The sequence below is a fragment of the Streptomyces sp. NPDC079167 genome, assembly GCF_040686735.1.
In the GTDB taxonomy this organism is placed as follows: Bacteria; Actinomycetota; Actinomycetes; order Streptomycetales; family Streptomycetaceae; genus Streptomyces.
In genome coordinates, this window is record NZ_JBFBLO010000002.1 from 384540 (window position 1) to 409897 (window position 25358).

General features: G+C 71.9%; 25 protein-coding genes and 1 pseudogene. 9 read left to right on the plus strand and 17 right to left on the minus strand.

What is annotated here, in order from left to right:
• Window positions 1-191: 191 nt before the first annotated feature.
• Complete coding sequence (locus AB0P41_RS05865; RefSeq protein ID WP_365930334.1) at window positions 192-2507, plus strand: glycoside hydrolase family 3 C-terminal domain-containing protein; 2316 nt, start codon at window positions 192-194, stop codon at window positions 2505-2507.
• A gap of 1 nt (window position 2508) precedes the next feature.
• Window positions 2509-3771, plus strand: coding sequence for a serine hydrolase domain-containing protein (locus AB0P41_RS05870; protein WP_365930336.1), 1263 nt, complete (start codon window positions 2509-2511; stop codon window positions 3769-3771).
• A 54-nt stretch (window positions 3772-3825) separates the two neighbouring features.
• On the opposite strand, the gene AB0P41_RS05875 is transcribed toward AB0P41_RS05870, so the two are convergent.
• A complete protein-coding gene (locus tag AB0P41_RS05875; RefSeq protein WP_365930337.1) occupies window positions 3826-4404 on the minus strand; it encodes a TetR/AcrR family transcriptional regulator in 579 nt (192 codons plus the stop codon).
• 10 nt (window positions 4405-4414) lie between these two features.
• Window positions 4415-5722: a family 1 glycosylhydrolase gene (locus AB0P41_RS05880; RefSeq protein ID WP_365930339.1), complete on the minus strand. Its 1308-nt coding sequence runs from the start codon at window positions 5720-5722 to the stop codon at window positions 4415-4417.
• A gap of 190 nt (window positions 5723-5912) precedes the next feature.
• On the opposite strand from AB0P41_RS05880, the gene AB0P41_RS05885 reads away from it, so the two are divergent.
• Complete coding sequence (locus AB0P41_RS05885) at window positions 5913-7520, plus strand: family 20 glycosylhydrolase (RefSeq protein ID WP_365930340.1); 1608 nt, start codon at window positions 5913-5915, stop codon at window positions 7518-7520.
• A gap of 18 nt (window positions 7521-7538) precedes the next feature.
• On the opposite strand, the gene AB0P41_RS05890 is transcribed toward AB0P41_RS05885, so the two are convergent.
• Window positions 7539-7781, minus strand: coding sequence for a cold shock domain-containing protein (locus AB0P41_RS05890; RefSeq protein WP_356714410.1), 243 nt, complete (start codon window positions 7779-7781; stop codon window positions 7539-7541).
• Window positions 7782-7981: 200 nt separating this feature from the next.
• Between AB0P41_RS05890 and AB0P41_RS05895 the strand changes: the two genes are divergently transcribed.
• Genes AB0P41_RS05895 through AB0P41_RS05905 form a run of 3 tightly spaced genes read left to right on the plus strand, consistent with a single transcriptional unit; the run spans window position 7982 to window position 10048 of the window.
• Complete coding sequence (locus AB0P41_RS05895; protein WP_365930341.1) at window positions 7982-8590, plus strand: DNA starvation/stationary phase protection protein; 609 nt, start codon at window positions 7982-7984, stop codon at window positions 8588-8590.
• A gap of 31 nt (window positions 8591-8621) precedes the next feature.
• Window positions 8622-9185 (plus strand): DUF2243 domain-containing protein, encoded by a 564-nt coding sequence (locus AB0P41_RS05900; protein WP_365930342.1) that lies wholly within the window; start codon window positions 8622-8624, stop codon window positions 9183-9185.
• Window positions 9185-10048, plus strand: coding sequence for a cytochrome c oxidase assembly protein (locus tag AB0P41_RS05905; RefSeq protein ID WP_365930344.1), 864 nt, complete (start codon window positions 9185-9187; stop codon window positions 10046-10048). Before AB0P41_RS05900 ends, AB0P41_RS05905 begins: the two co-directional genes overlap by 1 nt.
• Here the strand turns inward: AB0P41_RS05905 and AB0P41_RS05910 are convergent.
• Window positions 10032-10466 (minus strand): DUF2267 domain-containing protein, encoded by a 435-nt coding sequence (locus AB0P41_RS05910; protein ID WP_356714414.1) that lies wholly within the window; start codon window positions 10464-10466, stop codon window positions 10032-10034. The two genes, AB0P41_RS05905 and AB0P41_RS05910, sit on opposite strands and share 17 nt — an antisense overlap.
• 214 nt (window positions 10467-10680) lie before the next feature.
• Window positions 10681-11115, minus strand: a complete 435-nt coding sequence (locus tag AB0P41_RS05915) for an Hsp20/alpha crystallin family protein (RefSeq protein ID WP_365930345.1) — start codon at window positions 11113-11115, stop codon at window positions 10681-10683.
• A 127-nt stretch (window positions 11116-11242) separates the two neighbouring features.
• On the opposite strand from AB0P41_RS05915, the gene AB0P41_RS05920 reads away from it, so the two are divergent.
• Both AB0P41_RS05920 and AB0P41_RS05925 read left to right on the plus strand, forming a co-directional pair.
• Window positions 11243-11896: a type III effector protein gene (locus tag AB0P41_RS05920; RefSeq protein ID WP_365930346.1), complete on the plus strand. Its 654-nt coding sequence runs from the start codon at window positions 11243-11245 to the stop codon at window positions 11894-11896.
• A 107-nt stretch (window positions 11897-12003) separates the two neighbouring features.
• Entirely contained in the window at window positions 12004-13314 is a 1311-nt protein-coding gene (locus AB0P41_RS05925) for a PP2C family protein-serine/threonine phosphatase (RefSeq protein ID WP_365930348.1), read from the plus strand.
• Between the two features lie 29 nt (window positions 13315-13343).
• On the opposite strand, the gene hydA is transcribed toward AB0P41_RS05925, so the two are convergent.
• The 12 genes and pseudogenes from hydA to ggt all read right to left on the minus strand — a co-directional run bounded on the left by hydA (window position 13344) and on the right by ggt (window position 24101).
• Entirely contained in the window at window positions 13344-14741 is a 1398-nt protein-coding gene (gene hydA / locus AB0P41_RS05930; RefSeq protein ID WP_365930349.1) for a dihydropyrimidinase, read from the minus strand.
• Between the two features lie 93 nt (window positions 14742-14834).
• Window positions 14835-16118, minus strand: a complete 1284-nt coding sequence (locus AB0P41_RS05935) for an aspartate aminotransferase family protein (RefSeq protein WP_365930351.1) — start codon at window positions 16116-16118, stop codon at window positions 14835-14837.
• Window positions 16115-16957 carry a nitrilase-related carbon-nitrogen hydrolase gene (locus AB0P41_RS05940; protein WP_356714420.1) on the minus strand — a complete coding sequence of 281 codons (843 nt, stop codon included), beginning with the start codon at window positions 16955-16957 and terminating at the stop codon, window positions 16115-16117. Before AB0P41_RS05940 ends, AB0P41_RS05935 begins: the two co-directional genes overlap by 4 nt.
• A 137-nt stretch (window positions 16958-17094) precedes the next feature.
• Window positions 17095-18123: a serine hydrolase domain-containing protein gene (locus AB0P41_RS05945; protein ID WP_365930353.1), complete on the minus strand. Its 1029-nt coding sequence runs from the start codon at window positions 18121-18123 to the stop codon at window positions 17095-17097.
• Between the two features lie 4 nt (window positions 18124-18127).
• A complete protein-coding gene (locus tag AB0P41_RS05950) occupies window positions 18128-19048 on the minus strand; it encodes a hypothetical protein (RefSeq protein WP_365930354.1) in 921 nt (306 codons plus the stop codon).
• Window positions 19045-19776 (minus strand): hypothetical protein, encoded by a 732-nt coding sequence (locus AB0P41_RS05955; RefSeq protein ID WP_365930355.1) that lies wholly within the window; start codon window positions 19774-19776, stop codon window positions 19045-19047. Before AB0P41_RS05955 ends, AB0P41_RS05950 begins: the two co-directional genes overlap by 4 nt.
• The gene (locus tag AB0P41_RS05960; protein WP_356714424.1) at window positions 19773-19955 is read right to left on the minus strand and encodes a hypothetical protein; all 183 of its coding nucleotides are present in this window, start codon (window positions 19953-19955) and stop codon (window positions 19773-19775) included. Before AB0P41_RS05960 ends, AB0P41_RS05955 begins: the two co-directional genes overlap by 4 nt.
• A gap of 212 nt (window positions 19956-20167) precedes the next feature.
• A pseudogene (locus tag AB0P41_RS05965) lies at window positions 20168-20532 on the minus strand (hypothetical protein); the annotation flags it as partial.
• Window positions 20533-20657: 125 nt separating this feature from the next.
• A complete protein-coding gene (locus AB0P41_RS05970; RefSeq protein ID WP_356714425.1) occupies window positions 20658-21038 on the minus strand; it encodes a PPOX class F420-dependent oxidoreductase in 381 nt (126 codons plus the stop codon).
• A gap of 19 nt (window positions 21039-21057) precedes the next feature.
• Window positions 21058-21351: a helix-turn-helix transcriptional regulator gene (locus tag AB0P41_RS05975; RefSeq protein WP_356714426.1), complete on the minus strand. Its 294-nt coding sequence runs from the start codon at window positions 21349-21351 to the stop codon at window positions 21058-21060.
• A 107-nt stretch (window positions 21352-21458) separates the two neighbouring features.
• On the minus strand, window positions 21459-22133 hold the full coding sequence (locus AB0P41_RS05980) for a glycoside hydrolase family 75 protein (RefSeq protein WP_365930357.1): 675 nt from the start codon (window positions 22131-22133) through the stop codon (window positions 21459-21461).
• A gap of 162 nt (window positions 22134-22295) precedes the next feature.
• A complete protein-coding gene (gene ggt / locus AB0P41_RS05985) occupies window positions 22296-24101 on the minus strand; it encodes a gamma-glutamyltransferase (RefSeq protein WP_356714428.1) in 1806 nt (601 codons plus the stop codon).
• Between the two features lie 104 nt (window positions 24102-24205).
• On the opposite strand from ggt, the gene AB0P41_RS05990 reads away from it, so the two are divergent.
• Entirely contained in the window at window positions 24206-24952 is a 747-nt protein-coding gene (locus AB0P41_RS05990) for a hypothetical protein (protein ID WP_365930359.1), read from the plus strand.
• Window positions 24953-25358 lie beyond the last annotated feature (406 nt).

The following is a 25358-nucleotide window of genomic DNA, read 5'->3' on the forward strand; positions in this document are numbered from 1 at the left end:
TTCTAGCCGTCAAGGGGTCGCGCAGGGGCTCGCGCACCGCGTGCCCGCCGTACGACTGACGCACGCCGCGACCTCTTGACGTCTAAAACCGATCAATTTACGGTTTTCAGATCGTCCGGTCCCCGGGACCGGGCACCGCCCGGCCGGCCGCCGCCCCACCACCCCTCCCGCCCCGACCCGTTAGGTGCCGCATGACCCAGCAGACCCCTCCTCCCCCGGCCGCTCCGCGGCTCTCCCTCATCGAGAAGGCGTCCCTGACCAGCGGCGCCGGTGACTTCGTCACGACGGCCGCACCGGAGGCGGGCATCCCCGCCGTCACCATGTCCGACGGCCCGCACGGTCTGCGGCTCCCCAAGGAGAGCGGCGACGGGGGCCAGGTCGATCTGCACAGCGCCGCCCCGGCCACCTGCTATCCGCCCGCCGTCGCGCTGGGCAGCAGCTGGGACCCGGAGCTCGCCCACCGGGTGGCGGGTGCGCTCGCCGACGAGGCCGCCTCGCACGGGGTCCGCGTCCTGCTCGGCCCGGGCATCAACATCAAGCGGTCGCCGTTGTGCGGGCGGAATTTCGAGTACTTCTCCGAGGACCCGCTGCTCACTGCCGAGATGGGCGGCGCGATGGTCCGAGGGCTCCAGGAGTCGGGCGTCGGCGCCGCGCTCAAGCACTACGCGGCGAACAACCAGGAGACCGACCGCATGCGCGTCAGCGCCGACGTCGACGAGCGCCCCCTGCGCGAGATCTATCTGCGGGCCTTCGAACGCATCGTCCGCCGCGACCGCCCCTGGTCCGTCATGTGCTCCTACAACGCGGTGAACGGCACGCTCCTGTCCGAGAACTCCCGGCTGCTCACCGGCATCCTGCGTACCGAGTGGGGCTTCGACGGTGTCGTCATGTCGGACTGGGGCGCCGTACGCGACCGGGTCGCCGCTCTCCGCGCCGGACTCGATCTCCAGATGCCGGGCACCCACGGACGCACGGACGCCGAAGTCGTCGCGGCGGTGAGGGCGGGAGAACTCGACGAGTCGGTGCTGGACACCTCCGTGGAGAGGCTGGCCCTCTTCGCCCGGCGGGCCGACGAGGGCGTCCGAGCCGACGAGGGCGTCCGGAACGGGCCCCGGATGTCGGCCGACGAGCACCACCACCTCGCCGGGGAGGCCGCCGACCGGTGCGTCGTCCTCCTCAGGAACGAGCGGGACATCCTGCCGCTCGACCCGTCGGGCGGCAGCGTGGCGGTCATCGGCGAGCTGGCACGCACGCCGCGCTACCAGGGCGCGGGCAGCTCGCAGGTCACCCCGACCCGGCTCGACACACCCCTGGACGAGCTGCGTGAACTGGCCGACGGTGCCCGCGTGGACTTCGCCCCCGGCTATCCGGCCCCCGGCGGCGAGGTGGCGGAGACGGCCGGGGCCCTGGCTGACGAGGCCGTGCGCCTGGCGGCAGCCTGCGACACCGTCGTCGTCTTCCTGGGCCTGTCGGCCGCCGACGAGTCCGAAGGGTTCGACCGCGCCCACATCGACCTGCCCGAGGGCCAGATCCTGCTGCTGGAGCGGCTGGTCGCGGCGAACCCGCGGGTGGTGGCCGTGCTCTCCAACGGCGGTGTGGTGCGCACCGCGCCCTGGCACGCCACCGTTCCCGCCCTGGTCGAGGGCTGGCTGCTCGGCCAGGCCGGCGGCGGCGCGCTCGCCCGGGTGCTCTTCGGCTCCGTCAACCCGTCGGGCAAGCTGGCCGAGACCGTCCCGCTGCGCCTGGAGGACTCACCGAGCCACCTCTCCTTCCCGGGGGAGGAAGGGCGTGTCCGCTACGGCGAGGGCGTCTTCGTCGGGTACCGGGGCTACGACGCCGCGGCACGCGAGGTCGCCTTCCCCTTCGGCCACGGCCTCTCGTACACGTCCTTCGCGTACTCCGGCCTGCGGGCCGAGCGGGACGGTGACGCCTTCTCCGTGAGCGTCACCGTCACCAACACGGGCCGGCGCCCCGGACGCGAAGTGGTCCAGATCTACAGCACCGGACCCGCCGGGTCCACGGTCGCCCGCCCTCCGAGGGAGCTGCGCGGCTTCGTGTCCGTGAACCTGGCCCCCGGGGAGAGCCGTGAGGTCGCCGTGGTGATTCCGCGCGGCGAACTCGCCTACTACAGCGCACGCGAGTCCGCCTGGCGGGTCGAGGGCGGTGACTACGGCATCGAGGCCGGCTCCTCCTCCCGGGACATCCGCGGGTCGGCGGTGATCAGTGTGGAGGGCGACCCGTCGGGCGTGGCGCTGAGCGGCCGCAGCACGATCGCGGAATGGCTGGACCACCCCGTCGGGGGCCCGCTGCTGATGGAGAGGTTCATGGCCGCCAGGGCCGCGGCGGGAGCGGCCGCCGGCGCCATGGAGAACCCGACGATGGCGCGGTTCCTCTCCGGCATGCCGCTGGAGGTGGTCGCCGAGTTTCCGCAGAGCCCCGTGGGCCCCGAAGGGGTGGCGGAGCTGACGGCCCTGGCAGCGGCCGGCACGCCCGCCGGGGACGCGTGAGATGACAGGACGCCCGACGGTGGACGGAAGCGTGCGGCCGGGCTGGGAGGCGGTACGGGATGCCTTCGCGCAGGGCCAGGCGCACGATCCCGGTCACGCCCAGCTGGCCGTGCACCACCACGGCCGGCTGGTCGTGGACCTGTGGTCCACGGGGGCGGCGCCCGCCGTCTCCCCGCAGCCGGGTACGGGGGTCCCGGGTGCGGGGGTCCCGGGCCCCCGGCCGTTCGGTCCGGACTCCGTCGGCGTCCTGATGTCGGTCTCCAAAGCCCTGGTGGCCGTCTGCGCCCACCTCCTCAGCGAGCGGGGCGTCCTGGACCTGGACGCACCGGTCGCCCGCTCCTGGCCGGAGTTCGCGGCCTCGGGCAAGGCGGACACCACGGTCGCCGACCTGCTCGCCCACCGGGCGGGCCTCCCCGCGTTCACCACCGACCCGGGCGGGACACCCCTGCCCGGCCTGCTCGACACCGCGGCGCGGACCCGCGCGCTCGCGGCGATGCGACCCGTGTGGCAACCGGGGTCGGCGTTCCTCTACCACGCGCTGACCTACGGGCATCTGGTCGGAGAGGTCGTCCGCCGGGTGTCGGGGCGGAGCATCGGCCGGCTGTTCGCCGACGAGGTGGCCGGGCCCCTCGGGCTGGATCTGTGGATCGGTCTGCCGCAGCGGGAGGAACACCGGTTCGTACCTCAGATCGCCGGCCCGCCGCCCACTGCCGAACGGATCGCCTCGGCTGTCGCCGGGCTCGGCCTGGCGCCGGACCACCCGCTCGGCACCGCACTGCGGGCCTCGGCCGCCGAAGTGGCCGGTGTGATCGAGGCGTTGGGCCGAAGGGAGGGACGGGCCGCCGGGATACCGGCCGCCGGCGGCATCGGGAACGCCCGGTCCCTCTCCCGGCTGTACGCCGCACTCGTAGGCCGCGTCGACGGCATACGGCTGCTGTCACCCCGGACCCTGGACCTGGCGCGCGCCCCGCACACCGACCATCTGCCGCAGCCCGCGCCGCTGCACCGGTTCGACGGCCCCGACCGCTCCCGTTTCGGGCTCGGCTTCGAACTGCCCCGCCCCGGCGAGCCCCTGCTGGGCGCGGGCTCCTTCGGGCACGCCGGCGCGGGCGGCCGCCTCGGGATGGCCCACCCGGAGAGCGGACTCGCGGTCGGTTACGTCTGCACCGCGATGACCTGGGAGCCGTCGGCCGGCCCCGACCCGCGCTGGGTGCCGTGGACGGCGGCGGCCGGGGAAGCGGCGGGACTCCCCTCCCCGGCCTGACACCGGCAGGAGTCCTGGCGGAGGGCGTGGGTGCCGGCGGCACCCACGCCCCTCTCAGCTCGCCGTACCGATCGCGAGCAACCGCATGATGTCGTCGATCGGCTGCTCCATGTCCGTCGTACGGTCGATGAGCCACTGGAGCTGGATGCCGTCGGCCACCGCGAGCAGCAGCACCGCCAGCCGGTCGGCGGGGATCTCCGTGGTCATCCGCCCCTCGTCCATCCGCGCCTGGACGTAGCCGGCGACGCGCTCACGCAGGACCGGATAGCGCTCCGCGAAGTGCGCGTGCGCCGGGTGCTCCGGGTCGCCGGCCGCCGCCGCCATGGAGACGAACAGCTCCACCAGACCGGGGGTCTTCGCCCCCTCCCGGATGATCTCGCGGTAGCTCTCCGGGCTGGTGCGTTCGTCCTGCCGCGCCCGGGCGGTCTCGTCGCGCATCCGGAGGACCTGGGTGAGCAGGTCCTCCTTGGAGCTGAAGTAGTGCATCAGACCGGGCAGGCTGAGGCTGCACTTCGCGGCCACCTTGCGCAGCGAGGTGCCCCGGTATCCCTCGGTGGCGAAGATCTCCAGAGCCGCCTGCAGGATCTCGGTGCGCTTCGCCTCGCCCTTTTCGTACGGGCCCCGTTTCGCCATGCCCAGCAGCCTAACCGGCACTGCGGACACGGGCGGGCCCGGCCGCCGGGGGCCCGTCGGCCCCGGGCCCCGCCGGGATGCGGCCCGCCCGGGCGAGCGAGCCGAGCCATGCGGCGGACGGCTTGGGCGTACGCGCGAAGGTCTGCGCGTCGACCGCGATCAGCCCGAACGTCGGCCGGTAGGAGCCCCATTCGTAGTTGTCCAGGGCGCTCCAGTGCAGATAGCCGCGGACGTCGGTCCCGTCGCGCATGGCCGAGGCCAGGCTCGCCAGGGCTGCCGCGGTGTACGCGACGCGCTGCTCGTCGTCGGCCGTGGCGATGCCGTTCTCCGTGACCATGACCGGGACGCGTGGGCCGACGATCCCGGCGGTGTGCCGTACGGCCTCCCCCAGCGCCTCGGGGTAGACCTCCCAGCCGGTGAGGGTGGTGGGAGCGCCCTGCGGGACGGGCAGCGGTCCGTCCTTCCCGATCCGGTGGCGGGTGTAGGCCTGGACGCCGACCCAGTCGTCCTCGCGGGCGGCCTCCAGATAGATGTCCTCGCGTGGCCGGGCGTACGCCGCCATGGCCTCCTCCGCACCGGGTTCCGCCTGGTATGCCTGGTTGGCGACCGTCCAGCCCACCTGGAGCGTCGGGTCGGCGGCCTTCAGGACGGCGGTGGCGGCCCGGTGGGCGGTGATCAGCGCCTGGGCGACGGAGGCGTCCGGCTCCGCGGAACCGGGGTCGAGCGCGGCACCGGTCCGCTCGCCGTCCGCCGGCTTCCCGGTGCCGCCGTCCGACGCGCGGCCGGCCCCGCGGATCAGGGTGTGCATCAGCGCGATCATGTTCGGCTCGTTGATGGTGGCGACGTACCGGACGCCCGGCAGGAGGATCTCCGTGGCGACGCGCGCGTACGAGGCGAACAGGTCCGCCGAGCCGGGCGAGGCCCAGCCGCCGAGGGCGCTGAACCACCGTGGCGAGGTGAAGTGGTGCAGTGTCACCACCGGCGTCAGACCGCGCTCCAGCGCTCCGCGCACCATGGCGCGGTAGTGCGCGACGGCGGCCCGTGACACCTGTCCGCGCTCGGGTTCGACACGGGCCCACTCGATGCTGAACCGGTAGGCGTTGAAGCCGAGTGCGCTGAGCAGGTCCATGTCCTCGGGCCAGCGGTGGAAGCTGTCGGCCGCGTCTCCGCTGCGCTCGGTGACGAAGGTGCCGGGCCGGTTCTCGACGGCCCACCAGTCGCTGGAGACGTTGTTCCCCTCGACCTGGTGGGCGGAGGTGGAGGCGCCCAGCAGGAAGCCATCCGGGAGTGCGAGTCCTGGCCCGGTCGGGGGCGTCATAGGGGAGCTCCTTCCGCAGCGGGGCGGGGGACCGCGTGAGCCGGCCCCTCACCCCGTGAAAAGCGTTCATTGATCGGTTTTCGTGTTAGCGTACAGGCGCACCTGGCCCGCAGGAAGAGGCAACGGCCTCAGCAGCCCACCGCAGGGGCCCGGTTCACACATCCGCGGAGAGCAGCCGGTGGAGGAGACCATGAACGCCGTCATTCCCCAGCCCGAGCGGCGGGACACGACCGTCCCCGGCCCGGGTCCGCACGCCACGGGTCCGTGGCGGGTCCACGCGGCGGACGACCGGCTGACCACCATGGCCGGGACCGTGCGGACGCTGCTCGAACCCCACCTCGGCGACCGCACGGACACCGCGACGGCCACCCTGACGCTCGCCCTCGACGAGACATCCGGGCCGCACGGCCGGACGGTGGGCGTGGCACCCTGCGGGGCCGCCGAACCCGTCGACGAGTCCTACCGCCTCACGGTCACCGGGTCCGGCATCACCTGCCTGGCGGCCACGCCCACCGGCGTGTTCCGGGCGGCGGCCACCGCCCTCCAGCTCATCGCCACCTCCCCCGGCCCGATCCCCCGCCAGGAACTGCGCGACGCCCCCCGCTTCGCCTGGCGCGGTCTCCTGATCGACCCGGCGCGCCACCACCTCACCCCCGCCGAGGTGCGCCGCGTCATCGACCTGGCGGCGCTCTACAAGCTCAACGTGCTGCACCTGCACCTCACGGACAACGAGGGCTGGCGCCTGGAGATCCCCGGCACCCCCGGGCTCACCGCAGCAGGGCCGGACGGCACCCCCCGCGGCTTCTACACCGCCGATGACTACCGCGCCCTCCAGCGGTACGCGGCCGAACGCTTCGTGACGGTCGTCCCCGAGATCGACCTGCCGGGCCACTGCGCCACCCTGCGCGAGGCTCTGCCCGGCCTCCCGGACGCACCGGCGCCCGAGGGCCTGAAGGGACGCTTCCCGTACGTCCCACCGCTCGACCTCGCCGACCCGGGCACCCGGGAGGCCGTGGCTTCGATCCTCGCCGACGTGTGCCGTCTGACCGATGGCCCGTTCGTCCACATAGGCGGCGACGAGGCGGTCGGGGCGACCCCGGACAGCTTCGCGCACGCGATCCGTGAACTGCGCTCGCTGGTGCGGGAGTCGGGGAAACGACCGCTGGGCTGGCAGGAGTCCTCACGCGCCGGGATCGGCCCGGACGACATCGCACAGTTCTGGGTGGACGTGCCGATGATGGATCTGCCGGACACCCCGGAGGAGCTCGCCGGCCGCCCGGAACTCCTTGCGGCGGGCCACACACCCGAGCTGATCGCGGCACTCAAGCGGTTCTTCGCCCCCAGCGACCACGACCTCTCCCGCATCCTCGAAGGCGGCGGCCGCGTACTCCTGTCCCCTCAGTCCCACCTCTACCTGGACCGCGCGTACGCCCCCGAGATCGTCCCGCCCGCCCAGGCGCCGACCGCGGCACGCGTCGGCTTCCCCGCCTACCGGCCCCTCGGTGTCCGGCACACGGCCGCCTGGGACCCCGCGTCCCACGCGATCCCGGACGAGCGCGTCGCCGGGGTCGAGGCGACCGTGTTCAGCGAGTCGGTCGAAGGGCTCGACGACGTCACCGTCCTGCTGCTGCCCCGCCTGCCGTCCGTCGCGGCGGCCGCGTGGACCGGGAGCGCGCCCCACTGGGACGACCACCGCGTCCGGGTCGCCCGGCACGCGCGCCTCTGGCGGCAGCGCGGGCTCACCTACCTCGCCTCGACGGAGATCCCCTGGGACGGGACGGGCTCCCGCACCGTCTGAAGCCCTCGGTCGCCACGGCTACCGGATCTGCACGCGCTCCGCCTGCGGACCCCGCTGGCCCTGGACGACATCGAAACAGACGGATTGTCCCGCAGCGAGCTCCGTGCAGGTGCCTTCCAGGATGGCGGAGAAGTGGACGATGATCTCCGGCCCACCCGTACTGGGCAGAATGTAGCCATAGCCTTTTTCACTACTGAATGCCTGCACTGTCCCGTTGAGCACACTTGCCTCCGACGCAAGGAAAGGGGAAAACCCCTTCACATTAAGGCTCGGGGGCGACGCAGTCGGGTAACACGCCCCGTGGACACGGCCAAGGGCTGCCCCGGAGCGGCGACCAGGAAAGTGCGCAGACGGGCGTCACCCCCGCAGGTGCATTGCGGCGCGGACCACCGCCCCCCGGTTAGGGGCCACGCGGGAGGGGGCAGGGGAGAACGCGTACATCACCCATAGAGGGAGAAGTCATGGCAGTGTCCACCCCTGGCTACACCGTCCCCGGCCTCACCACCAAGGAGGGCAAGCAGCTCATCTCGCTCCTGAGCATGCGCCTGCACGCCCTCAACGATCTGGCGCTCACCCTCAAGCACATCCACTGGAACGTGGTGGGTCCCCACTTCATCGCCGTCCACGAGATGCTCGACCCCCAGACAGCCGCCGTGAGGGCCATGGCCGACGGCACGGCGGAGCGCATCTCCGCGCTCGGCGGCGAACCGCAGGGCACCCCCGGCGCCCTGGTCGCCGAGCGTACGTGGGAGGACTACAGCATCGGCCGCGCCGACGCGCTCGCACACCTCGGTGCCCTGGACCTCGTGTACACCGGCCTCATCAAGGATCACCGGGCAGCGGTCTCCAAGGCCGGTTCGGTCGATCCGGTCACCGAGGACCTTCTCATCGAGCATCTCCGTTCCCTGGAGCAGTTCCAGTGGTTCGTCCGGGCCCATCTGGAGAGTGCCGGCGGCTCTCTCTCCACGGCCGGCTCGGCGACCGAGCAGCAGGCCGCCAAGGCCGCGTCGCCTGCCCGCAAGACGGCCACGAAGCGGCCGGCCGGCAGGGCCGGCAAGTCCAAGGCCTGAGCACGGCCCCCTGACGCGAAGGAGACCGGTCATGGCCACCGGTACACGTGAGAGGCCACCGGGCATCGCGCCCAGGAGCATCCGGCTGCCGGGGATCGTGCTGGGTGTGGGCCTCGGCGGGTTCGTCGACGGCATCCTGCTGCATCAGCTGCTCCAGTGGCACCACATGCTGACCGGTACGAACGACGACCGGATCGGAGTGAAGTACTACTCCCCGAACACGGTGTCCGGGCTGGAGATGAACACCGTGTGGGACGGCGTCTTCCACGCCGTCTGCTGGCTGGCGGTCCTGCTCGGCCTGGGCATCCTCTACAGCCGGGTGACCCACCACCGGCGCCGGGTGTGGACCTCACGGGTGCTGTGGGGCTGGGTCCTCTCGGGGTGGGGCCTGTTCAACATCGTCGAGGGTCTCCTGGACCACCAGATCCTCGGCATCCATCACGTCCACGGCGGCCCCCACCGGATCTGGTGGGACATGGGCTTTCTTCTCCTGGGCGTCGTCCTCCTCGTCGTCGGCCATCTCGTGCGGCGCGGCGGCAAGCCCTTCGCCCCCGAGGCAGACGAGCCTCCCACGGGCTCCGGGCAACGCGTCTGATGGGCGGCGACGGGCACCATGTGCACGGCCATGGTGGAGGCGGTGAGGTGTGGGACGTCCTCCTGCCCCTCACCGCCGTACTTCTGCCCGCCGGCGCCTACCTCCTCCTCGCACACCGGGCGCATCGGCGCAATCACGCACGACGGTGGAGCCGGTGGCGGACGGCCGGCTTCCTGACCGGGTGCGCCCTGCTCGGTGCGGCTCTGCTCCCGCCCGTGTCCACGTTCGCCAACGAGGACTTCCGCGGGCACATGGCGCAGCACCTTCTCATCGGCATGTACGCGCCGATCGCCTTGGTCCTCGGAGCGCCGGTGACCCTCCTGCTGCGCACCCTGCCCGCCGCGCGGGCCCGGCGTCTGACCGGCCTCCTGCACAGCCGGCCGGTGCGTGTGGTGACTCACCCGGTCCCCGCGCTGGTGCTGGGCACCGGCACGCTCGGGGTCCTCTATTCCACGCCCGTGTACAACGCGACGATGGACTCACCGGACCTCCACCGGCTGGTGCTGGCCCATTTCCTCCTGTCCGGGTGCCTGTTCGCCCACGCCGTCGCAGGCCCGGACCCCGCCCCCGGCCGGCCGGGCGTGCCGGCCCGCCTGGTGGTGCTGGGGGTCGCCGTCGCGGCGCACGCCACGATCTCCCAGTTGATGTACGGGGGCTTCCTGATCGACGTGCGCGCGCCCGTCAGCCAGGTGCGGGGCGGAGCGGAGATCATGTATTACGGGGGCGACATCGCCGAACTGCTGTTGGCGGGGGCTCTCGTCGCGACCTGGCGGCCTTCGCGCCGACCCGGCGCACGGACGGCCGCCGTGCGCTTCCCGGCTCTGCGCCGTCTCCTTCTGAAGCCGTTCATGCGGCCTGGATGAGCTCCGCACGCCCGAACAGCAGGGCGTATCCGGCGGGGAGCCGGGCGAGGACGCGGTCGAGGAGATCGGGTCCGGCGAGGTGACCGACCGTGGCGAGGACAGCTCCGGTGTCCCACCGGGCGGTGGCAGGGGTGCCGCCCGTGCGAGCGGCGAGATCCTTGACGAATCCCCAGCCGGTGAGCTGGTCCGACTCAGGGGTCTGCGCGGTGAGGGGGAGGGCGGCCTCGGCAGGCAGACAGGCGGCGAGGTCGGCTCGTTCGGCCCCGGTCAGCTGTCGGCCGAGTCCGGACAGCACGGCGCGGGTGACGGCCTCGGCTCGTTCGCGCGTGGGATATGCGCCCTCGTACCTGATCCGTTCCAGCATCTGGTCGAACGTCACGCGTGCCGGGGTACGCGTCGGTTCATGCGGGGAGCGCATCGGTGGTATGCCTTTCTCGACGGGGCGGCCGCCGCTGGACCGGGCGAGGACGGGCGGCCGCGCTGCGGTTGAGTAGCTGTTCAGAAGTGCCGGAGGGCCGACGACCGGCCTGGCATGCAGGTCACCCGCCCACAAGGTGCCGAGCACCGCGGAGGGGCCTGCGGAGAGGCGCCTCCCGCTCAGCTTTCCTGTGGGCGGGTGAGCACACGTGCGTTCAGGTGCCGATCTGCCTGGGGTCGGCCTCCCCGCCGATGGCGATCTTGCGGGGCTTGGCTCGCTCGGCGATCGGGATCCGCAGGGTCAGCACCCCTGCGTCGTAGTCGGCGCTGATGTGCTCCGTGTCCATGGTGTCGGCCAGGACGAGCTGGCGGGAGAAGACACCCAGCGGCCGCTCGGAGAGCTCCACCTGCACGTCCTCGCCCGTTGCGACGGGACGGCGCTCAGCCTTGACGGTGAGCATGTTCCGTTCGACGTCGATGTCGATCGCGTCCTTCGGGACACCGGGCAGGTCGAGGGCGATCACATACTCCTCGCCCTCGCGCCATGCGTCCATCGGCATCGCCGACGGCTTGGACCAGGTACCGGATGCGCCCGTGAGCTGCTGGGCGAGGCGGTCGAGTTCGCGGAACGGGTCAGTGCGCATCAACATTGCGAAACACCTCCACTGGTCAGGCAGAAACTGCCAATGCGCTTGGTCTCACATCCGTTGTAGCATGTCATCAGAAGGATGACAACCTGCAATGTCATCGTTCGGATGACGTCCATAAGGAGCCTTCATGAACCCATCCCCCCCGGTCGGTGAGCCGGCATCCTTCGCCGCGGCCGCAGCGGCGCTGCACGCGATCGACGAGGCCGTCCGGGCCGCCCGGACAGCAGCGCCCGAAGCGGATCAGGCCGAGGAGGAGCAGGCGCATCCCGAGCAGGCTGTGGCTGCTCTCCTCCTCCTGCGCGAATTGCGCGACCAATTGGCCGGATGGGAGCCGGGCTTGATCGAAGCGGCCCGCGCCGCGGGCACCAGTTGGGCCGAACTCGCTCATCCTCTCGGAGTCGCCAGCCGCCAGGCGGCCGAACGCCGCTACCTGCGCGTGCGGCCCGGAGCTCCCGGCACCACCGGCGAACAACGCGTACAGGCCACCCGCAACCACCGCGCCGCCGACCGCACCGTCACCACGTGGGCCAGGGAGAACGCCGCCGACCTGCGGCAGCTCGCCGGCCAGATCACTGCCCTGACCGACCTGCCCGGCACCTCGGCCGCCCGGCTCGCCGCCGCGCTCGCCGACGACGAAGCGGTCAACCTCATCGCGCCGCTCACCGATACCCGTCAGCACCTCACGGCCGGCCACCCCGACCTGGCCGCCCGCGTCGACACGGTCACGCGCCACACCGACCGGCTCCGCCGGGACAGCGACGACCGGCGGACCTCACCCTGACCCGGCACCGAGGGCACCACTTACGCTGAGCAGTCCCGGCGACACTTCGTCAACGCCCCGGTGTCGTGCGGACGTGTCCTCCGCCCGCGGACCTAGGGTGTTCGTTGATGAACAGCCTGGAAGCGGCCCGCGCGCACCTGCTGGGAGACCTGATCGCCGCGAGTCATCTGATGACCCTGGAGCAGCTGCCCGGCACGGTGGCCTCATATGCTGCCGGGGCAGGCTGGCCGGAGGTGCGGATCTACCTGGCCGACCTGCAGCAGGAGCGGCTGTACTGGCTGGCCGGCAATGTTGACGTCAGCCATGGTGAAGCCGAAGTACCGGCCGAACTGTCCGTCGACGGGACGGTGGCCGGACGGGCATTCCGACTGGGAAAGGTGTTTTCCGCCTCTGCTTCCGCCAAGGGCCAGTGGTGGGTCCCGCTGCTGGACGGTGCCGAACGTCTGGGCGTGCTGCGGGTCGGGGTGCCAGGCGGCCGGGTGGAGGCGGACGAGGACCTGAACCGATTCGCCGGGCTGGTGGCCCTCCTGCTCCAGAGCAAGCGTGAAACGAGCGATTCCTACTCCCGCCTGGTCCGCCGCCGGAGCATGCGGGTCGCCGCGGAGATGGAATGGCAGCTCATGCCACCGCGGACCTTCGCCACCGACCGCGTCCTGGTCAGCGCGGTCATGGAACCGGCCTACCAGGTGAGCGGTGACGCCTTCGACTACGCCCTGACGGGAGAGACCGTACATCTGTCGGTCTTCGACGCCATGGGACACGACACCGCCGCGGGCCTGACGGCGAATCTCGCTCTGGCGGCAGCCCGTAACCACCGCCGGCAGGGTGCCGGTCTCCTCGAAACGGCAGAAGGCGTCGGTGAGACCCTCAACGAGCAATTCGCGGGCAGCCGCTACGCCACGAGCATCCTGGCCGACCTGCAGCTGACCACCGGCGTGCTGACCTGGACGAACTACGGCCACCACCCTCCGGTCGTCATCCGCGGCAACCGTACCGTCGTGCACCTGTCCTGCCCGCCCGCTCCTCCTATGGGGACCGGCCTGGGGCTGGCCGGAACCCTACGCAGCGACCAGTTGGAACCAGGGGACCGTCTGCTGCTCTACACCGACGGCATCACGGAGGCGCGCAATCGGGGAGGGCAGGAGTTCGGTCTGGACGGCCTGACCGACTTCCTCATCCGCCACCACGCCGACGGCCTCCCCGTGCCGGAGACTCTGCGCCGCCTGATCGGTCACCACCTGGCGTACCACCTCGGGCGCCTCGACGACGACGCCACCGTGATGCTCCTGGAGTGGCACGGCCCGACCCCGTACCAACCGGACCAGCTGCAGGCACTGACAGGGCTGCCCCGCTCCGCCGCCCCGGAGACGATCGCCTCCGCCTGGGCCCAGCAGCCCGCTGCCGACGACGGCACCTGACCAGTGGACACCTCGTGGGCCCGGTCCGCTCACAGGCAGTGGCTCAACCCTCTCGGTACGTACGTTCCGTGCCCGGCCCGCCCCACGTACGCACCGCCCTCGATCACCGGGACACCTCGTGACAGCACCGTCTCGACGCGCCCGGTGATCCGCTTGCCCTCGTACGCCGAATAGTCCACGTTCATGTGGTGCGTGGCGGCCGAAAGCACCTGCTCGGCCTCCGGGTCGTACACCACGATGTCCGCGTCCGCGCCCGGCGCGATCGTCCCCTTCCGGGGGTAGAGACCGAACATCCGCGCCGGGGAGGCACAGGCGATGTCGATCCAGCGTCGGCGGGAGATGTGGCCGTCGACGACGGCCTGGTGGAGGAGGTCCATGCGGTTCTCCACCCCCGGAAGGCCGTTGGGGATCTTGGAGAAGTCACCGCGGCCCAGGTCCTTCTGCCCGGTGAAGCAGAAGGGGCAGTGGTCGGTGGAGACCACCTGGAGCTCGTTGTTGCGCAGCCCCCGCCAGAGCGCCTCCTGGTGTTCCCGGGGGCGCAGCGGGGTCGAACAGACGTACTTCGCGCCCTCGAAGCCGGGCTCGGCGAGGTTGTCCGTGGAGAGGAAGAGATACTGCGGGCAGGTCTCGCCGAACACCGGAAACCCTTGGTGGCGGGCGGCCGCGATCTCGGCGACGGCTTCGTCGGCGGAGACGTGGACGACGTACAGCGGCGATCCGGCGACCCTCGCGAGCTGGATCGCGCGGTGGGTGGCCTCGGCCTCCAGGGCCACCTTTCGCACGTCGCCGTGGTAGCGCGGATCGGTGCGCCCCTCAGCGAGTGCCTGCTCCACCAGTACGTCGATGGCGATGCCGTTCTCGGCGTGCATCATGATCAGCCCGCCGTTGCCGGAGGCGCGTTGCATGGCGCGGAGGATCTGGCCGTCGTCGCTGTAGAACACCCCCGGGTAGGCCATGAACAGTTTGAACGAGGTGACGCCCTCCGCCACCAGGCGGTCCATCTCCTTGAGCGAGGACTTGTTCACATCCGAGAGGATCATGTGAAAGGCATAGTCGACGGCGCACTTGCCGTCGGCCTTGGTGTGCCAGGCGTCGAGCCCCTCCTGCAGCGAGCGGCCGATGCCCTGGATGGCGAAGTCGACGATCGTGGTGGTACCGCCCCAGGCCGCTGCCCTGGTACCGGTCTCGAAGGTGTCGGCCGCGTAGGTGCCGCCGAAGGGCATCTCCATGTGGGTGTGCGCGTCGACCCCGCCCGGGATGACGTACTTCCCGGTGGCGTCGATCCTGCGGTCCGCGCTCCAGCCGGCCGCGACGTCGGCGCCGTGGGCGGCGAGGGCGACGACGCGCCCGCCCTCGATGAGTACGTCGGCGTGGATCTCGTCCGACGCGGTGACGACGAGGCCGCCGTGGATGACGGTGCGGCTCATGTACCTCTCCTCGCGGTGACGGCACCGGGCCTGCACACGCAGGCCCGGTGCGTGATGACGTACGGGAAGCGGGCTGCCGTGGGGCTCCCGCTCTCAGGTGGCCGCGTGCAGTGCCTGGCCCAGGATCTCCGCGCCTTCCTCGGCCTCGGCGACGGTGAGCGACAGGGGCGGCGCGATCCGCAGGACGCTGGTGTCGTGGCCACCGCCCTTCCCGATCAGCAGCCCGCCCGCGCGGGCCGCTTCGAGTACGGCCGCGGCTGCATCCGGGTCGGCCTCGTCGGTGCCGGGCTTCACCAGCTCGATGCCGATCATGAGCCCCCTGCCGCGCACCTCTCGTACGGCCGGTGAGCCGGCGCCCACCGCCCGGAGCCGCTCGATGAGCAGCCCGCCGACGCGCCGGGCGTTGCCCTGGAGGTCGTGTTCCAGCAGGTACGAGAGGTTGGCGAGCCCGGCGGCCATGGTGACCGGGGAACCGCCGAACGTCGAGATGGAGTTGGCGTCCAGGCAGTTCATGACGTCGGCGCGGGCGACGACTCCACCGATGGACATGCCGTTGCCGATGCCCTTGGCGAAGGTGAGGATGTCCGGCGGCCCGCTCGCGGCGTGCGCCTGCCAGCCCCAGAAGTGGTCGCCGGTGCGCCCCCAGCCGGTCTGCACCTCGTCGGAGATCCAGAGGATGCCGTGCCGGTCGAGGACCTCTCGGAAGGCGGCGTACAGCCCGTCGGGCGGTGCGGTGAACCCGCCGACCCCCTGTACGGGTTCGGCGATCAGCGCGGCGACGCCCCGGGTGTGCCCCAGAAGGTCTTCCAGGTCGGCCACGCAGGCCTTGATGAACCGGTCGTCGCTCAGCTCCGCGTACGGCCCCCTGGTGCGGACCCCGCCGTGGACGTACAGCGTCTGGAGGGGGGACAGGCTCGTCGTCGACCAGGACCTGTTGCCCGTGACGGAGACGGCCGAGAACGACCTGCCGTGGTAGCTGTTGCGCATCGCCAGGATCTGGTTCGACCCCCGGTGGGCGGTGGCGAGCAGCAGGGCGGTGTCGTTGGCCTCGGTGCCCGAAGTGGTGAAGAAGACCCGGGCGTCGGGGATGCCGGAGAGCGCGGCCACCCGCTCGGCGAGTTCGACCATCGGGCGGTTGAGGTAGAGGGTGGAGGAGTGGATGATCCGGCCGGCCTGCTCGGAGACGGCCTTGGTCACCTCGGGCAGGGCGTGCGCGGTCATCGTGGTGAGGATGCCGCCGAAGAAGTCGAGGTAGCGGTTGCCGTCCGCGTCCCAGACGTGACGGCCCTCGCCGTGGGTGAGTTCCAGCGGGTGCCGGTAGTAGAGGGCCAGCCAGTCGGGGCTGACGGCCAGGTGCCGCTCGTACAGTCCGCTCACGGTTCCACCAGCCCGTCGTACGCGTCCGGCCTGCGGTCCCGGTAGAACGCCCACTGCTGCCGAACCTGCTCGATCAGCCCGAAGTCCAGGTCGCGTACGACGAGTTCCTCCTCCTTGTCGCTCGCCACCTCACCGACGAACTGCCCGCGCGGGTCGACGAAGTAACTCGTGCCGTAGAAGTCGTTGTCGCCGTACTCCTCCTGGCCGACCCGGTTGATCGCCGCGACGAAGTACTCGTTGGCGACGGCGGACGCGGGCTGTTCGAGCTGCCAGAGATAGCCGGAGAGACCGCGCGAGGTGGCGGACGGGTTGTACACCAACTGGGCTCCGTTGAGGCCGAGTTGACGCCAGCCTTCGGGAAAGTGCCGGTCGTAGCAGATGTAGACGCCGACCTTGCCGACGGCGGTGTCGAAGACCGGCCAGCCGACGTTGCCGGGCTTGAAGTAGTACTTCTCCCAGAACCCCTTGACCTGGGGGATGTGGTGCTTGCGGTACTTGCCGAGGTACGTGCCGTCGGCGTCGATCACCGCCGCGGTGTTGTAGTAGAAGCCGGACTGCTCGACCTCGAAGACCGGCACGACGATCACCATGCCCGTCTCGCGGGCGAGGTCACGCATGCGCACGACCGTCGGCCCGTCCGGAACGGGTTCCGCCCAGCGGTAGTGCTCGGGCTCCTGGACCTGGCAGAAGTAGGGGGCGTTGAACACCTCCTGGAAACCGATGATCTTCGCACCCTGCCGGGCGGCCTCGCGCGCGTGTTCCTCATGCTTGGCGATCATGGATTCGGTGTCGCCGGTCCAGGTCGCCTGGACGAGTGCGGCGCGTACGACGTGGGACATGAGCTGCTCCTTCGACGCGGCGTCAGAGAGCCTCTGCGTTCTCTACGCCCGTAGACACGGTGCATAGGAGGAGAACGTAAGCCCCGCCACACAGCGGGGCAAGACCATCGCCGTGAACCGGCGGAGTCGATCATGTTTCACACCCGAGCGGTCCACACCGTCCCGGAGGGGGCCGCGTCCAGTCCCCGCAAGGCTCCGTACGCGGACTGGACGAACGGTGCGAGCGGGGTCGGAGCCGTGTTCGTGAGCGCCACGAGGCCCGTGGCCGAGCCGGGGAGGAACCCCGCGAAGGCGGTGAATCCCCGGGTGCCCCCGGAGTGGTGGAGCAGCGCGCCGGACGGGCGCGGGCGGAGGTTCCAGATGAGACACAGCCGCGAACCGGTCCTGGGGACGCTCAGCCGCGGCCGCTGCACCTCGGCCAGCGCGGTGCGCAGCGCCGGTTCCGGGGCGGTGTCCGGGTCCAGGAGCGCGGTCAGGACGCGCAGCAGATCTCGGGCGCTGGACCGCACGGCTCCGGCGGCCGTCAGTCCGGGCATGAGCAGGGCGGGGCGCGGACGGCCGTGCCAATGCCCGGTGATCTGGGGGCGGTCGGGGTCGCAGTCCGTGTCGGCGAGGCCGAGCGGGCCGGTGACGCGCTCGGCCAGCAGGGCGGGATAGTCGCTCCCGGTGCCGCCGGCCGCCCTCGCGAGTACGTGGCCCAGCAGGCCGCCGCCGAAGTTGGAGTACAGGACCCGGCTGCCGGGCCGGTGCCGCAGCCGGGTCCTGCGCAGCGCGGCGAGCAGATCGTCCTCGGAGAATCCGGCGTACGGGTTGCTGAGCCACCCGCTGCGTACCGCCCGGCCGAGCAGCCCCGGGGGCAGCCGTGGCAGACCTGAGGTGTGGGTGGCGAGGTGGAGGAGGGTGAACGGGGGGCCGGGGAGCCGGAAGGGCAGGTAGCGGTCGGCGCGGTCGCCGTAGCTGACCTCTCCCCGGGCGGCCAGCTCGGCGAGCAGCAGGGCGGTGAACGTCTTCGTCAGGGAGCCCGTCTCGAACCGGCTGCCCTCCCCCGCCGGTCCCCGGCAGAGCACCGTGCGCTCGGCGCCCCGCACCGCCGCGACCACGGTCGCCTTCCCCTGGGCCGCGTCCAGGAGCAGCTGGAGACCGGTGGCCGGCGGCGGTGGTGTCACGCCGTCACCGCCGCCCCGCCGCCCGGGCGAGCGCGACGGAGCCGGCGACGGCCGCGACGACGACGGTGTGCTGGTGGTCCGTGAAGCGCCGCTGCGGGTCGTCGTCCACCGGGTCGCTGTCCCGGGGTACGAGCCCGTCCTCGTGCTGGAGCGCCGCGACGGCTTCCCAGTCCTCCGCACGGCAGTAGGGGTCCTCGAGCGAAGTACCCACGATGAGCAGCTCCGTGACCAGGTCCCACTGGCCCACCTCGCGCCAGATGTCGATCCAGACGGGGATCCAGGTGCGTACGTAGTCGGCGAGTTCGGGCGGGAGTCCGCCCGGGTCGCCGCCCCAGTCGGTGAGGTGGAAGACGGTGTGGGTCATCGCGTAGGCGGTGATCCAGTTGATGGCCCAAGGCTCGGGCCGGGCACCGAGCCAGGTGGCTCCGGCCAGCGCGTCCAGGTCCTCGGTGTGCTCCAGACCCACCACCCGGGCGGCGTTGGCGACGGCGAGCCGCCGGTTCGGCAGGACCTCGACGGCACTCACGGACCGCATGCGGGCCCGGTGGACGAGGAGGCGGTCCAGCGCTTCGTGGCGGTAGCCGCAGCGGACGAAGGGGGCGTACATCTCCAGCGGGTCCGTCATCAGCGTGTGGCGGAGCTGGCGTTCGTAGATCATGTCGCCGCGCCTGAACTGCTCCCAGGTGAAGTCCATCAGGCTCTGGGCGGCGGCGAGGCGGCCGGGCCCGGCGACACCGTCGCGCAGGATCAGGGAGGCGGCGAGGGTGGTCTCCCCCAAGGGCTTGTAGACGCTGTCGGGGTCGGCCATGGTCTCGGTGGTGCCGGGCGGCAGGCCGCCGAGGTGCCGGTTGGCGTGCAGCCACGACAGCGCCCGGTCCGCCATGGTGCGGGCCGCCCTGGTGACCGGCTCGGGGATCGTCGTCATGGGTGTGCCGCCTCCTTCGGAACCGTGCCGGGCCGCTGCCCGAGGAAGTGACGGGCGATCGCCAGGTCGAGGGCGGCGCGCGGACCCGCCCCGCCCACCAGCCACACGTGTTCGGCCGCGACCTCCGGGTCGATGGGCAGTTCCACGCCCTCGTGGTGCAGCCAGGCCAGCCAGCGGACGAGGCGCACCGCGGTGGGGAAGTCGCGGCGGAGGATCGAGCGGCTGACTCCGCGGCTCAGCGGCAGGGCGCCGCGGCGGGCGGCATCGTGGACCGGGCCGTCGAGGCCGAGCGTGGCGAGCGGGGCGAGCTGTGCCATCCGCACGGACCAGCCGCTCCAGTCCTCGGCAGGGCCGGGCCCGGCGTCTTCTGCGGGTGCGGGCGCGACGGTGCTCAGGGTGTCGTCCCCGGAGAGCCGGGCGAGCAGGACCGCGGTGGCGTGATCGCGCCGGACGACCGCCGCCTCTTCGGGGGCGTCGGACGGCGGGAAGGCGTCGAAGGCCTTGACCACGACGGCGGCGTCCTGCGCCGGGAGAGTGTGGCCGGCCAGGAGATGGGGGCTGAAGACGTCGGCCCCCAGCACCCGGACGGCCGCGAGCGCCGCGAGGGTGTCGGGGGCGTCGTCGACGTACCGCGCCAGCTGCACAGCGCCCCCGGTGCCGCCGAGGGCACCGAGGACTCTGTCTGCCAGGGCGTCGGCCGCCTCGGCGAAAGCGGAGTGGGAACTCACTTGCCCCGGGGCTCCTTCGGCTCCTTGGGAGACAGGAGGAGGAGCGCGAGCAGGACGCCCGCGGCCTCGGGGGTGTAGAGCGGGGCGTCGCTGACGGCCGCCTCGGGCTCCGCCATCAGGGCGCTCAGCGTGGTGGTCTGGGCCGGTGTCGCGGTGAGGGTGATCTCCTGGGTAAGCATGGTGCCTCCACATCACTGGGGGGACATGTGCCACGTGTGCGGCGCTGCCTCGACCGACGATAAAGGGTGATTTCGGATTTATCTCGCCGAGCCCGCGCCCACTGGTGACGTGCATGGGCCACAGCGTCCGAGGACCTCTACGGTGCCGCGATGCCCGCGACCCGCAGCGCGTGGACGACACCCCACTCCCGGGCCGCCGGCACCTCCCGCGCCCCGGCCGCCCGCATCCGCCGGGCCGCGTCGGACTGCTCCCGGAGCATCACACCGAGCCGGTAGACGAGGGCCTGCCGCCCGGCCGCCTGTCGTAGGCGGCCGCGGACGCGGCGCACAGCGCGGCGGCGCGTACGGATGCCCGTGCGGCGAAGGCGGTGCCGCGCACGGCGGCGAGGTCCTGGAGCAACGACTCGACCACGTCCCAGGGCGGGACCTCCGAACCGTCGAAGCAGGCACGCATGCCGTCGGGGTCGCGCGCGCGGAAGACCCCGTACCAGCCCTGCCCGGGATCGAGCCGGTCAGCCAGACCTCGTAGGCACTCCGCGAACGCCAGTACGTCCACCGTGCGCTGATCCACCGTCACCGTCGCCCTCACCGGTCGCCAGGGGCTGGAACCTTCCGGTCCGCGGGCATTCGACCGCAGGCGTGTCACGGGAGGACTACGCACACTTTTCCGGCAGGGTGCGTCGGGAGCCGGGCGCACCCCCGTCAGAAGGTGACGGCGATCCCGGTGTGGGGCCGCTTGCCGAGTCGGGCGATCGTGGCGGGCCGGTCCACGAGCCAGAACTTCCAGGTGTACTTGCGGGCCAGCACCTTGCGGACCGCCGCCGTCCCCGGGGCGTCGAGCAGCCGGGCCGTTCCCTCGGCGCTCGGCGCGCCCTCGGCGACGCGGCCGCGGACGTCGCAGACGGTGACGAGGACCCGGCTGTCGTTGCGCAGCCGCTTGACCTTCCAGGAGTCGGACCGCGTCCAGACGTACAGCACTCCACCGTCCGCCGCGGCCCAGACGGGCGTCGCGACGGGCGTGCCGTCCTTCCGGTACGTGGTCAGGCTGACGTACTCGCTGCGGGCAAAGTCCTGGAGAGTCACGGGCGCGACCCTACTCGGCCTATGCCGAGAGCGGCAGCTCCCCCGGTTCCGGCAGCGGCCCGCGGGCGGGCGTCGGCACACACAGTGCGAGCAGTTCGTCCATCGAGAGCCCGAGGGCTCCCGCCAGCGCCGCGACCGTGAAGAAGGCGGGGGTGGGCGCCCGGCCCGTCTCGATCTTGCGGAGCGTCTCGGCCGAGATTCCCGCGCTCGCCGCGACCGCGACCATGCTGCGTCCGCCGCGCGCCTCACGCAGCACTTCGCCGAGCCGCTCGCCGCGACGGCGCTCTTCGGGTGTCAGGGGATTCCGTACCATGCCGTCATTCTAATACCGCCCTGACCGGTATTGTAATTGGCTTGCCTCGATCCGGGCCGGACGGACGGACGGCCGCACCTCCTGACGGCGCCCTGACCGCACGCCGCTCAGGCTCCCCCGGCGAACTTCCGGGCGAGCGCCTCACCGGCACTCATCGCCGCGGCGGGGCTCTCGATCGGCGACACCTCGGAGTTCTTGAAGAGGATGTAGGTGACGCCGGACGCCGTCCCCCCGGTCCTGGGGTCCGGATCGATGCCGAGCGCCTCGGCCAGGGCGTACGAGCCCTCGCCGATGATCCCGGTGGGCCCCGTGTCACCCACGACGGCGTAGCGGACCTTGCCGTCGTGGATGACGGCGGCCACACCGCCGCCCTTGATCCCCGACTTCGTGTAGTTCCAGAGCGGGCCGGGGCCGGGGACGACGACGTACGGCACCCCGGCCGAGTCCAGGGGCTTGCCGTCCGACCCCTGGAACGCCGTCCGGGGCTGGAACGAGGGGTCGGTCCTGGTGTTGCAGGCGGTCGTGGTCCGGCCGTCGCAGTCGATGTCCATGTCGGCCTCCCAGAAGACGGCCTCATCGGTCCCGCAGACCGGGACCGTGGCGGCGGCGCTGTGGTCGGTCCGGTACTTCCCCTGGGAGATCCGGGTGCAGTTCTTCACCTTGGCCAGCAGTTCGGCCGCACCGACCGGGCTCCCCCCGTTCCCGGCCCCGGCGGCGGGAAGTGCCGAGGCGAGCAGAGCGGCGCCGGAGAGCGCGGAGAGGAGCAGCATTCGCGTACGCACGGTCGTGGATGCCCTTTCACTGGACGCGAGGAACCCCGGTGGGCTCCTCCTTGCGCACGGCGGCGCGCCGTGAAAACGGCCGGCCGTGGAAAGACCTCGGGGCCGGTACGACGCTGCTGGGCGCGACATACCGGCCCCGAGGCCACTGCTACCGCCGGCCGGTCATGAACGACCGCCCGGATGCACCACCATGGCCGAGCCGCCGCCGCGCCGCACCTTTTCGGCGGCCGCGAGCCAGCGCCCGTCCGGGAGCCGCTGGACCCCGGTGGCCGCCCCGATCTCCGGATTCGCCTTGAACACGTGCCCGAGGGCCTCCAGTTCCCCGCGCACCGGGCTGTTCCACAGCCCCGGCTCGATCTCGGTCGTCGGCGAGTTGCGCTGGCTGGCACGGGGCGCGGCGATCGCGTCGACCAGGGGCAGCCCCCGGTCCAGGTGGCCGGTCAGCGACTGCAGGACGGTCGTGATGATCGTGGCACCGCCCGGCGACCCCAGGGCCAGCACGGGCTTTCCGTGCTCCAGCACCACGGTCGGCGAGATGGAGGAGCGCGGGCGCTTGGACGGGCCCGGCAGGTTCGGGTCGTGAACCGCCGGATCGGCGGGCGCGAACGAGAAGTCGGTCAGCTCGTTGTTGAGCAGGAAGCCCCGCCCCGGGACGGTGATACCGCTGCCGCCCGTCGACTCGATCGTCAGCGTGTAGGCGACGACGTTGCCCCACTTGTCGGCGGTCGTCAGGTGCGTCGTGTTCTCACCCTCGTACGTCGTGGGCGCGGCCTTGCCCCCGGTGGCGCAGCGGGCCGGGTGGCGTGGGTCGCCGGGAGCGAGCGGGCTGGTGAGGACCGCGTCGTCCTTGATGAGGCACTCCCGCGAGTCGGCGAAGCGCTGGCTGAGCAGTTCCCGCGTCGGTACGTCCTCGAAGGCGGGGTCGCCCACCCAGCGTCCCCGGTCGGCGAACGCGATCCGGCTCGCCTCGATCAGGCGGTGGAGGTACTGCGTCCCGCTCGCCTTCGAAAGGTCCGTCGACTCCAGGATGTTGAGGGCCTCGCCCACGCTCGTACCCCCTGACGAGGACGGTGCGATGCCGTACACGTCGAGGCCCCGGTAGGTGGTCTTCGTCGGAGCCTGACGCAGCGCGCGGTAGGACCTCAGGTCCCCGGTCGTCAGATCTCCAGGACGCACCACACGCGTGGCCGCCGGGTCCACGGGCGGCTTGCGTACCGTCGACACGATGTCCCGGGCCAGGTCGCCCCGGTACAGCTCGTCGACGCCCTCGCGGCCCAGCGTCCTGTACGTACGGGCGAGGTCGGGGTTCTTGAACACCGATCCGGTCACCGGCAACTCGCCGCCCGGCAGGAAGAGTTCGGCGGTCGCGGGGAAGTCGGCGAACCTCGCCTCGTTGGAGGCGGTCTGGGAGCGGAAGGTCTCGTCCACGACGAAGCCGTCACGGGCCAGCCGCTCGGCCGGTTCGAGCAGCCGCCCGAGCGGCTTGCTGCCCCAGGCGTCGAGGGCCTTCTCCCAGGTGGCGGGCGTGCCGGGCGTGCCGACGCCGAGTCCGCTGGTGACGGCGTCGGCGAAGGGGACCGGCTTCCCGTTCTCCAGGAAGAGCGAGGAGTCCGCGCTGCGGGGGGCGGTCTCGCGACCGTCGATGGTCCCTACCCGGCCCGTCCTCGCGTCGTAGTGGACGAAGTACCCGCCGCCTCCGATGCCCGCCGAGTAGGGCTCGGTGACCCCCAGAGCGGCGGCGGTGGCGACCGCCGCGTCGACGGCGTTGCCTCCCTTGCGGAGCACCTCGATACCGGCCGCCGAGGCGTCCGCGTCGACACTCGACACCGCTCCCCCGTACCCCACCGCCACCGGGGACTTGGGAGGCGGCACGGGTGGCGCGGAGGCCGCGGGGGCCGCCGCGCCGAGCGAACCGATGACGGCGATCACGAGTGGGAACGACACATTCCGGCCGACGGAACGACGCATCCGTACCTCCTGTGAGGGATCGTCCGCGCAGGGTAACGCCGTAACACCCGCATCGTCAGGACCGCCTCGGCCACACGTCCGAACGGCCGCTAATATGCCCGCTCATGAACGACGACGTGCGCAACATCGTGCTCGGCCTCATAGCCGCCGGGATCAGCGCCGCCCTCGGCTGGCTCGCCCGGACGTACCTGTGGCGGCGCAGACTCCGCCGCAAGCAGGCCTTCTTCGGGCTGCCGGGGAACAGCGAATGCCTGCTCGTCGTGAACCGCGACGCCGGCGGCGACGGCGCGGTCCACCGCCACGACGTCTTCGCCCTGCTCGAACTCTCGGCCCTCATCAAGGACTGCGCCGCGCACGCCCAGATCGTGTCGCACGACACCGCCCAGCAGGGCTTCGGTGAACGTACGGAGTTCTGCGTCGGCGGCCCGGCGTCCAACCGGCGCATGGCCGCGCACCTGCAGTCCCTGCTGCCTGGCGTGAAGATCAACACCACCCCGGAGCCGGGCCCGGACCGAGCCGCCTTCCAAGTGGGATCGGAACGCTACCGGCTGGAGCCCGGAACCTCCGAACACGTCCTGCTCGCCCGGCTCACCGGCGGCCAGGACGCCCGGCCCGTCTTCCTCCTCTGCGGCCAGCGCGCCATCACCAACCAGGCCGCCGCCCGGTACCTGATGCGCCACTACGAGAAACTGCAGCGCAAACACCGCGGCGGATCCTTCGTGCTGCTCCTGAAGGTGGTCAACTCCCAGGCCTACGGCCCCGATGTCGTGCAACTGATAGGCGACGTGACACGCGCGGCACAAGCCCCACTGCCCGCCGCCCCCCGCACCTCCCACCGCGCCACCGGCTGAGACCCGCGCGACTCGACGCCTTCGGCCCGAGGGCCCGCCGCGCACGGGAGCTCCACCCTCTCTGCGAGGCCCCCGTCATGCAGTGGCGGCCGTCCTGGCGAGCAAGGGCATGTGCAGTACGTAGGGGGTTCGCGTGGCCGGTGATGGCTGGGAACTGCCTGCGAGCCCGCGCTTACCACGGGGCATGCTGGTTGATCTTGCCGTTCGCTGAATCATCTTGGTGCAGAACGGGGGCTGCACGTCGTGGGATACCCAATTCCTGAGGGCGTCGACACGATGCTCGATGTCATCGGAGTCGGCTGGCCGAATGTCGACGAGGACGCGTACCGCGACATGGCTGACCGCGATCGGATCACCGCGCGAACGGGAACGGGACCGGCCAGCGGCCTTGGAGGAGCAGGGCGGG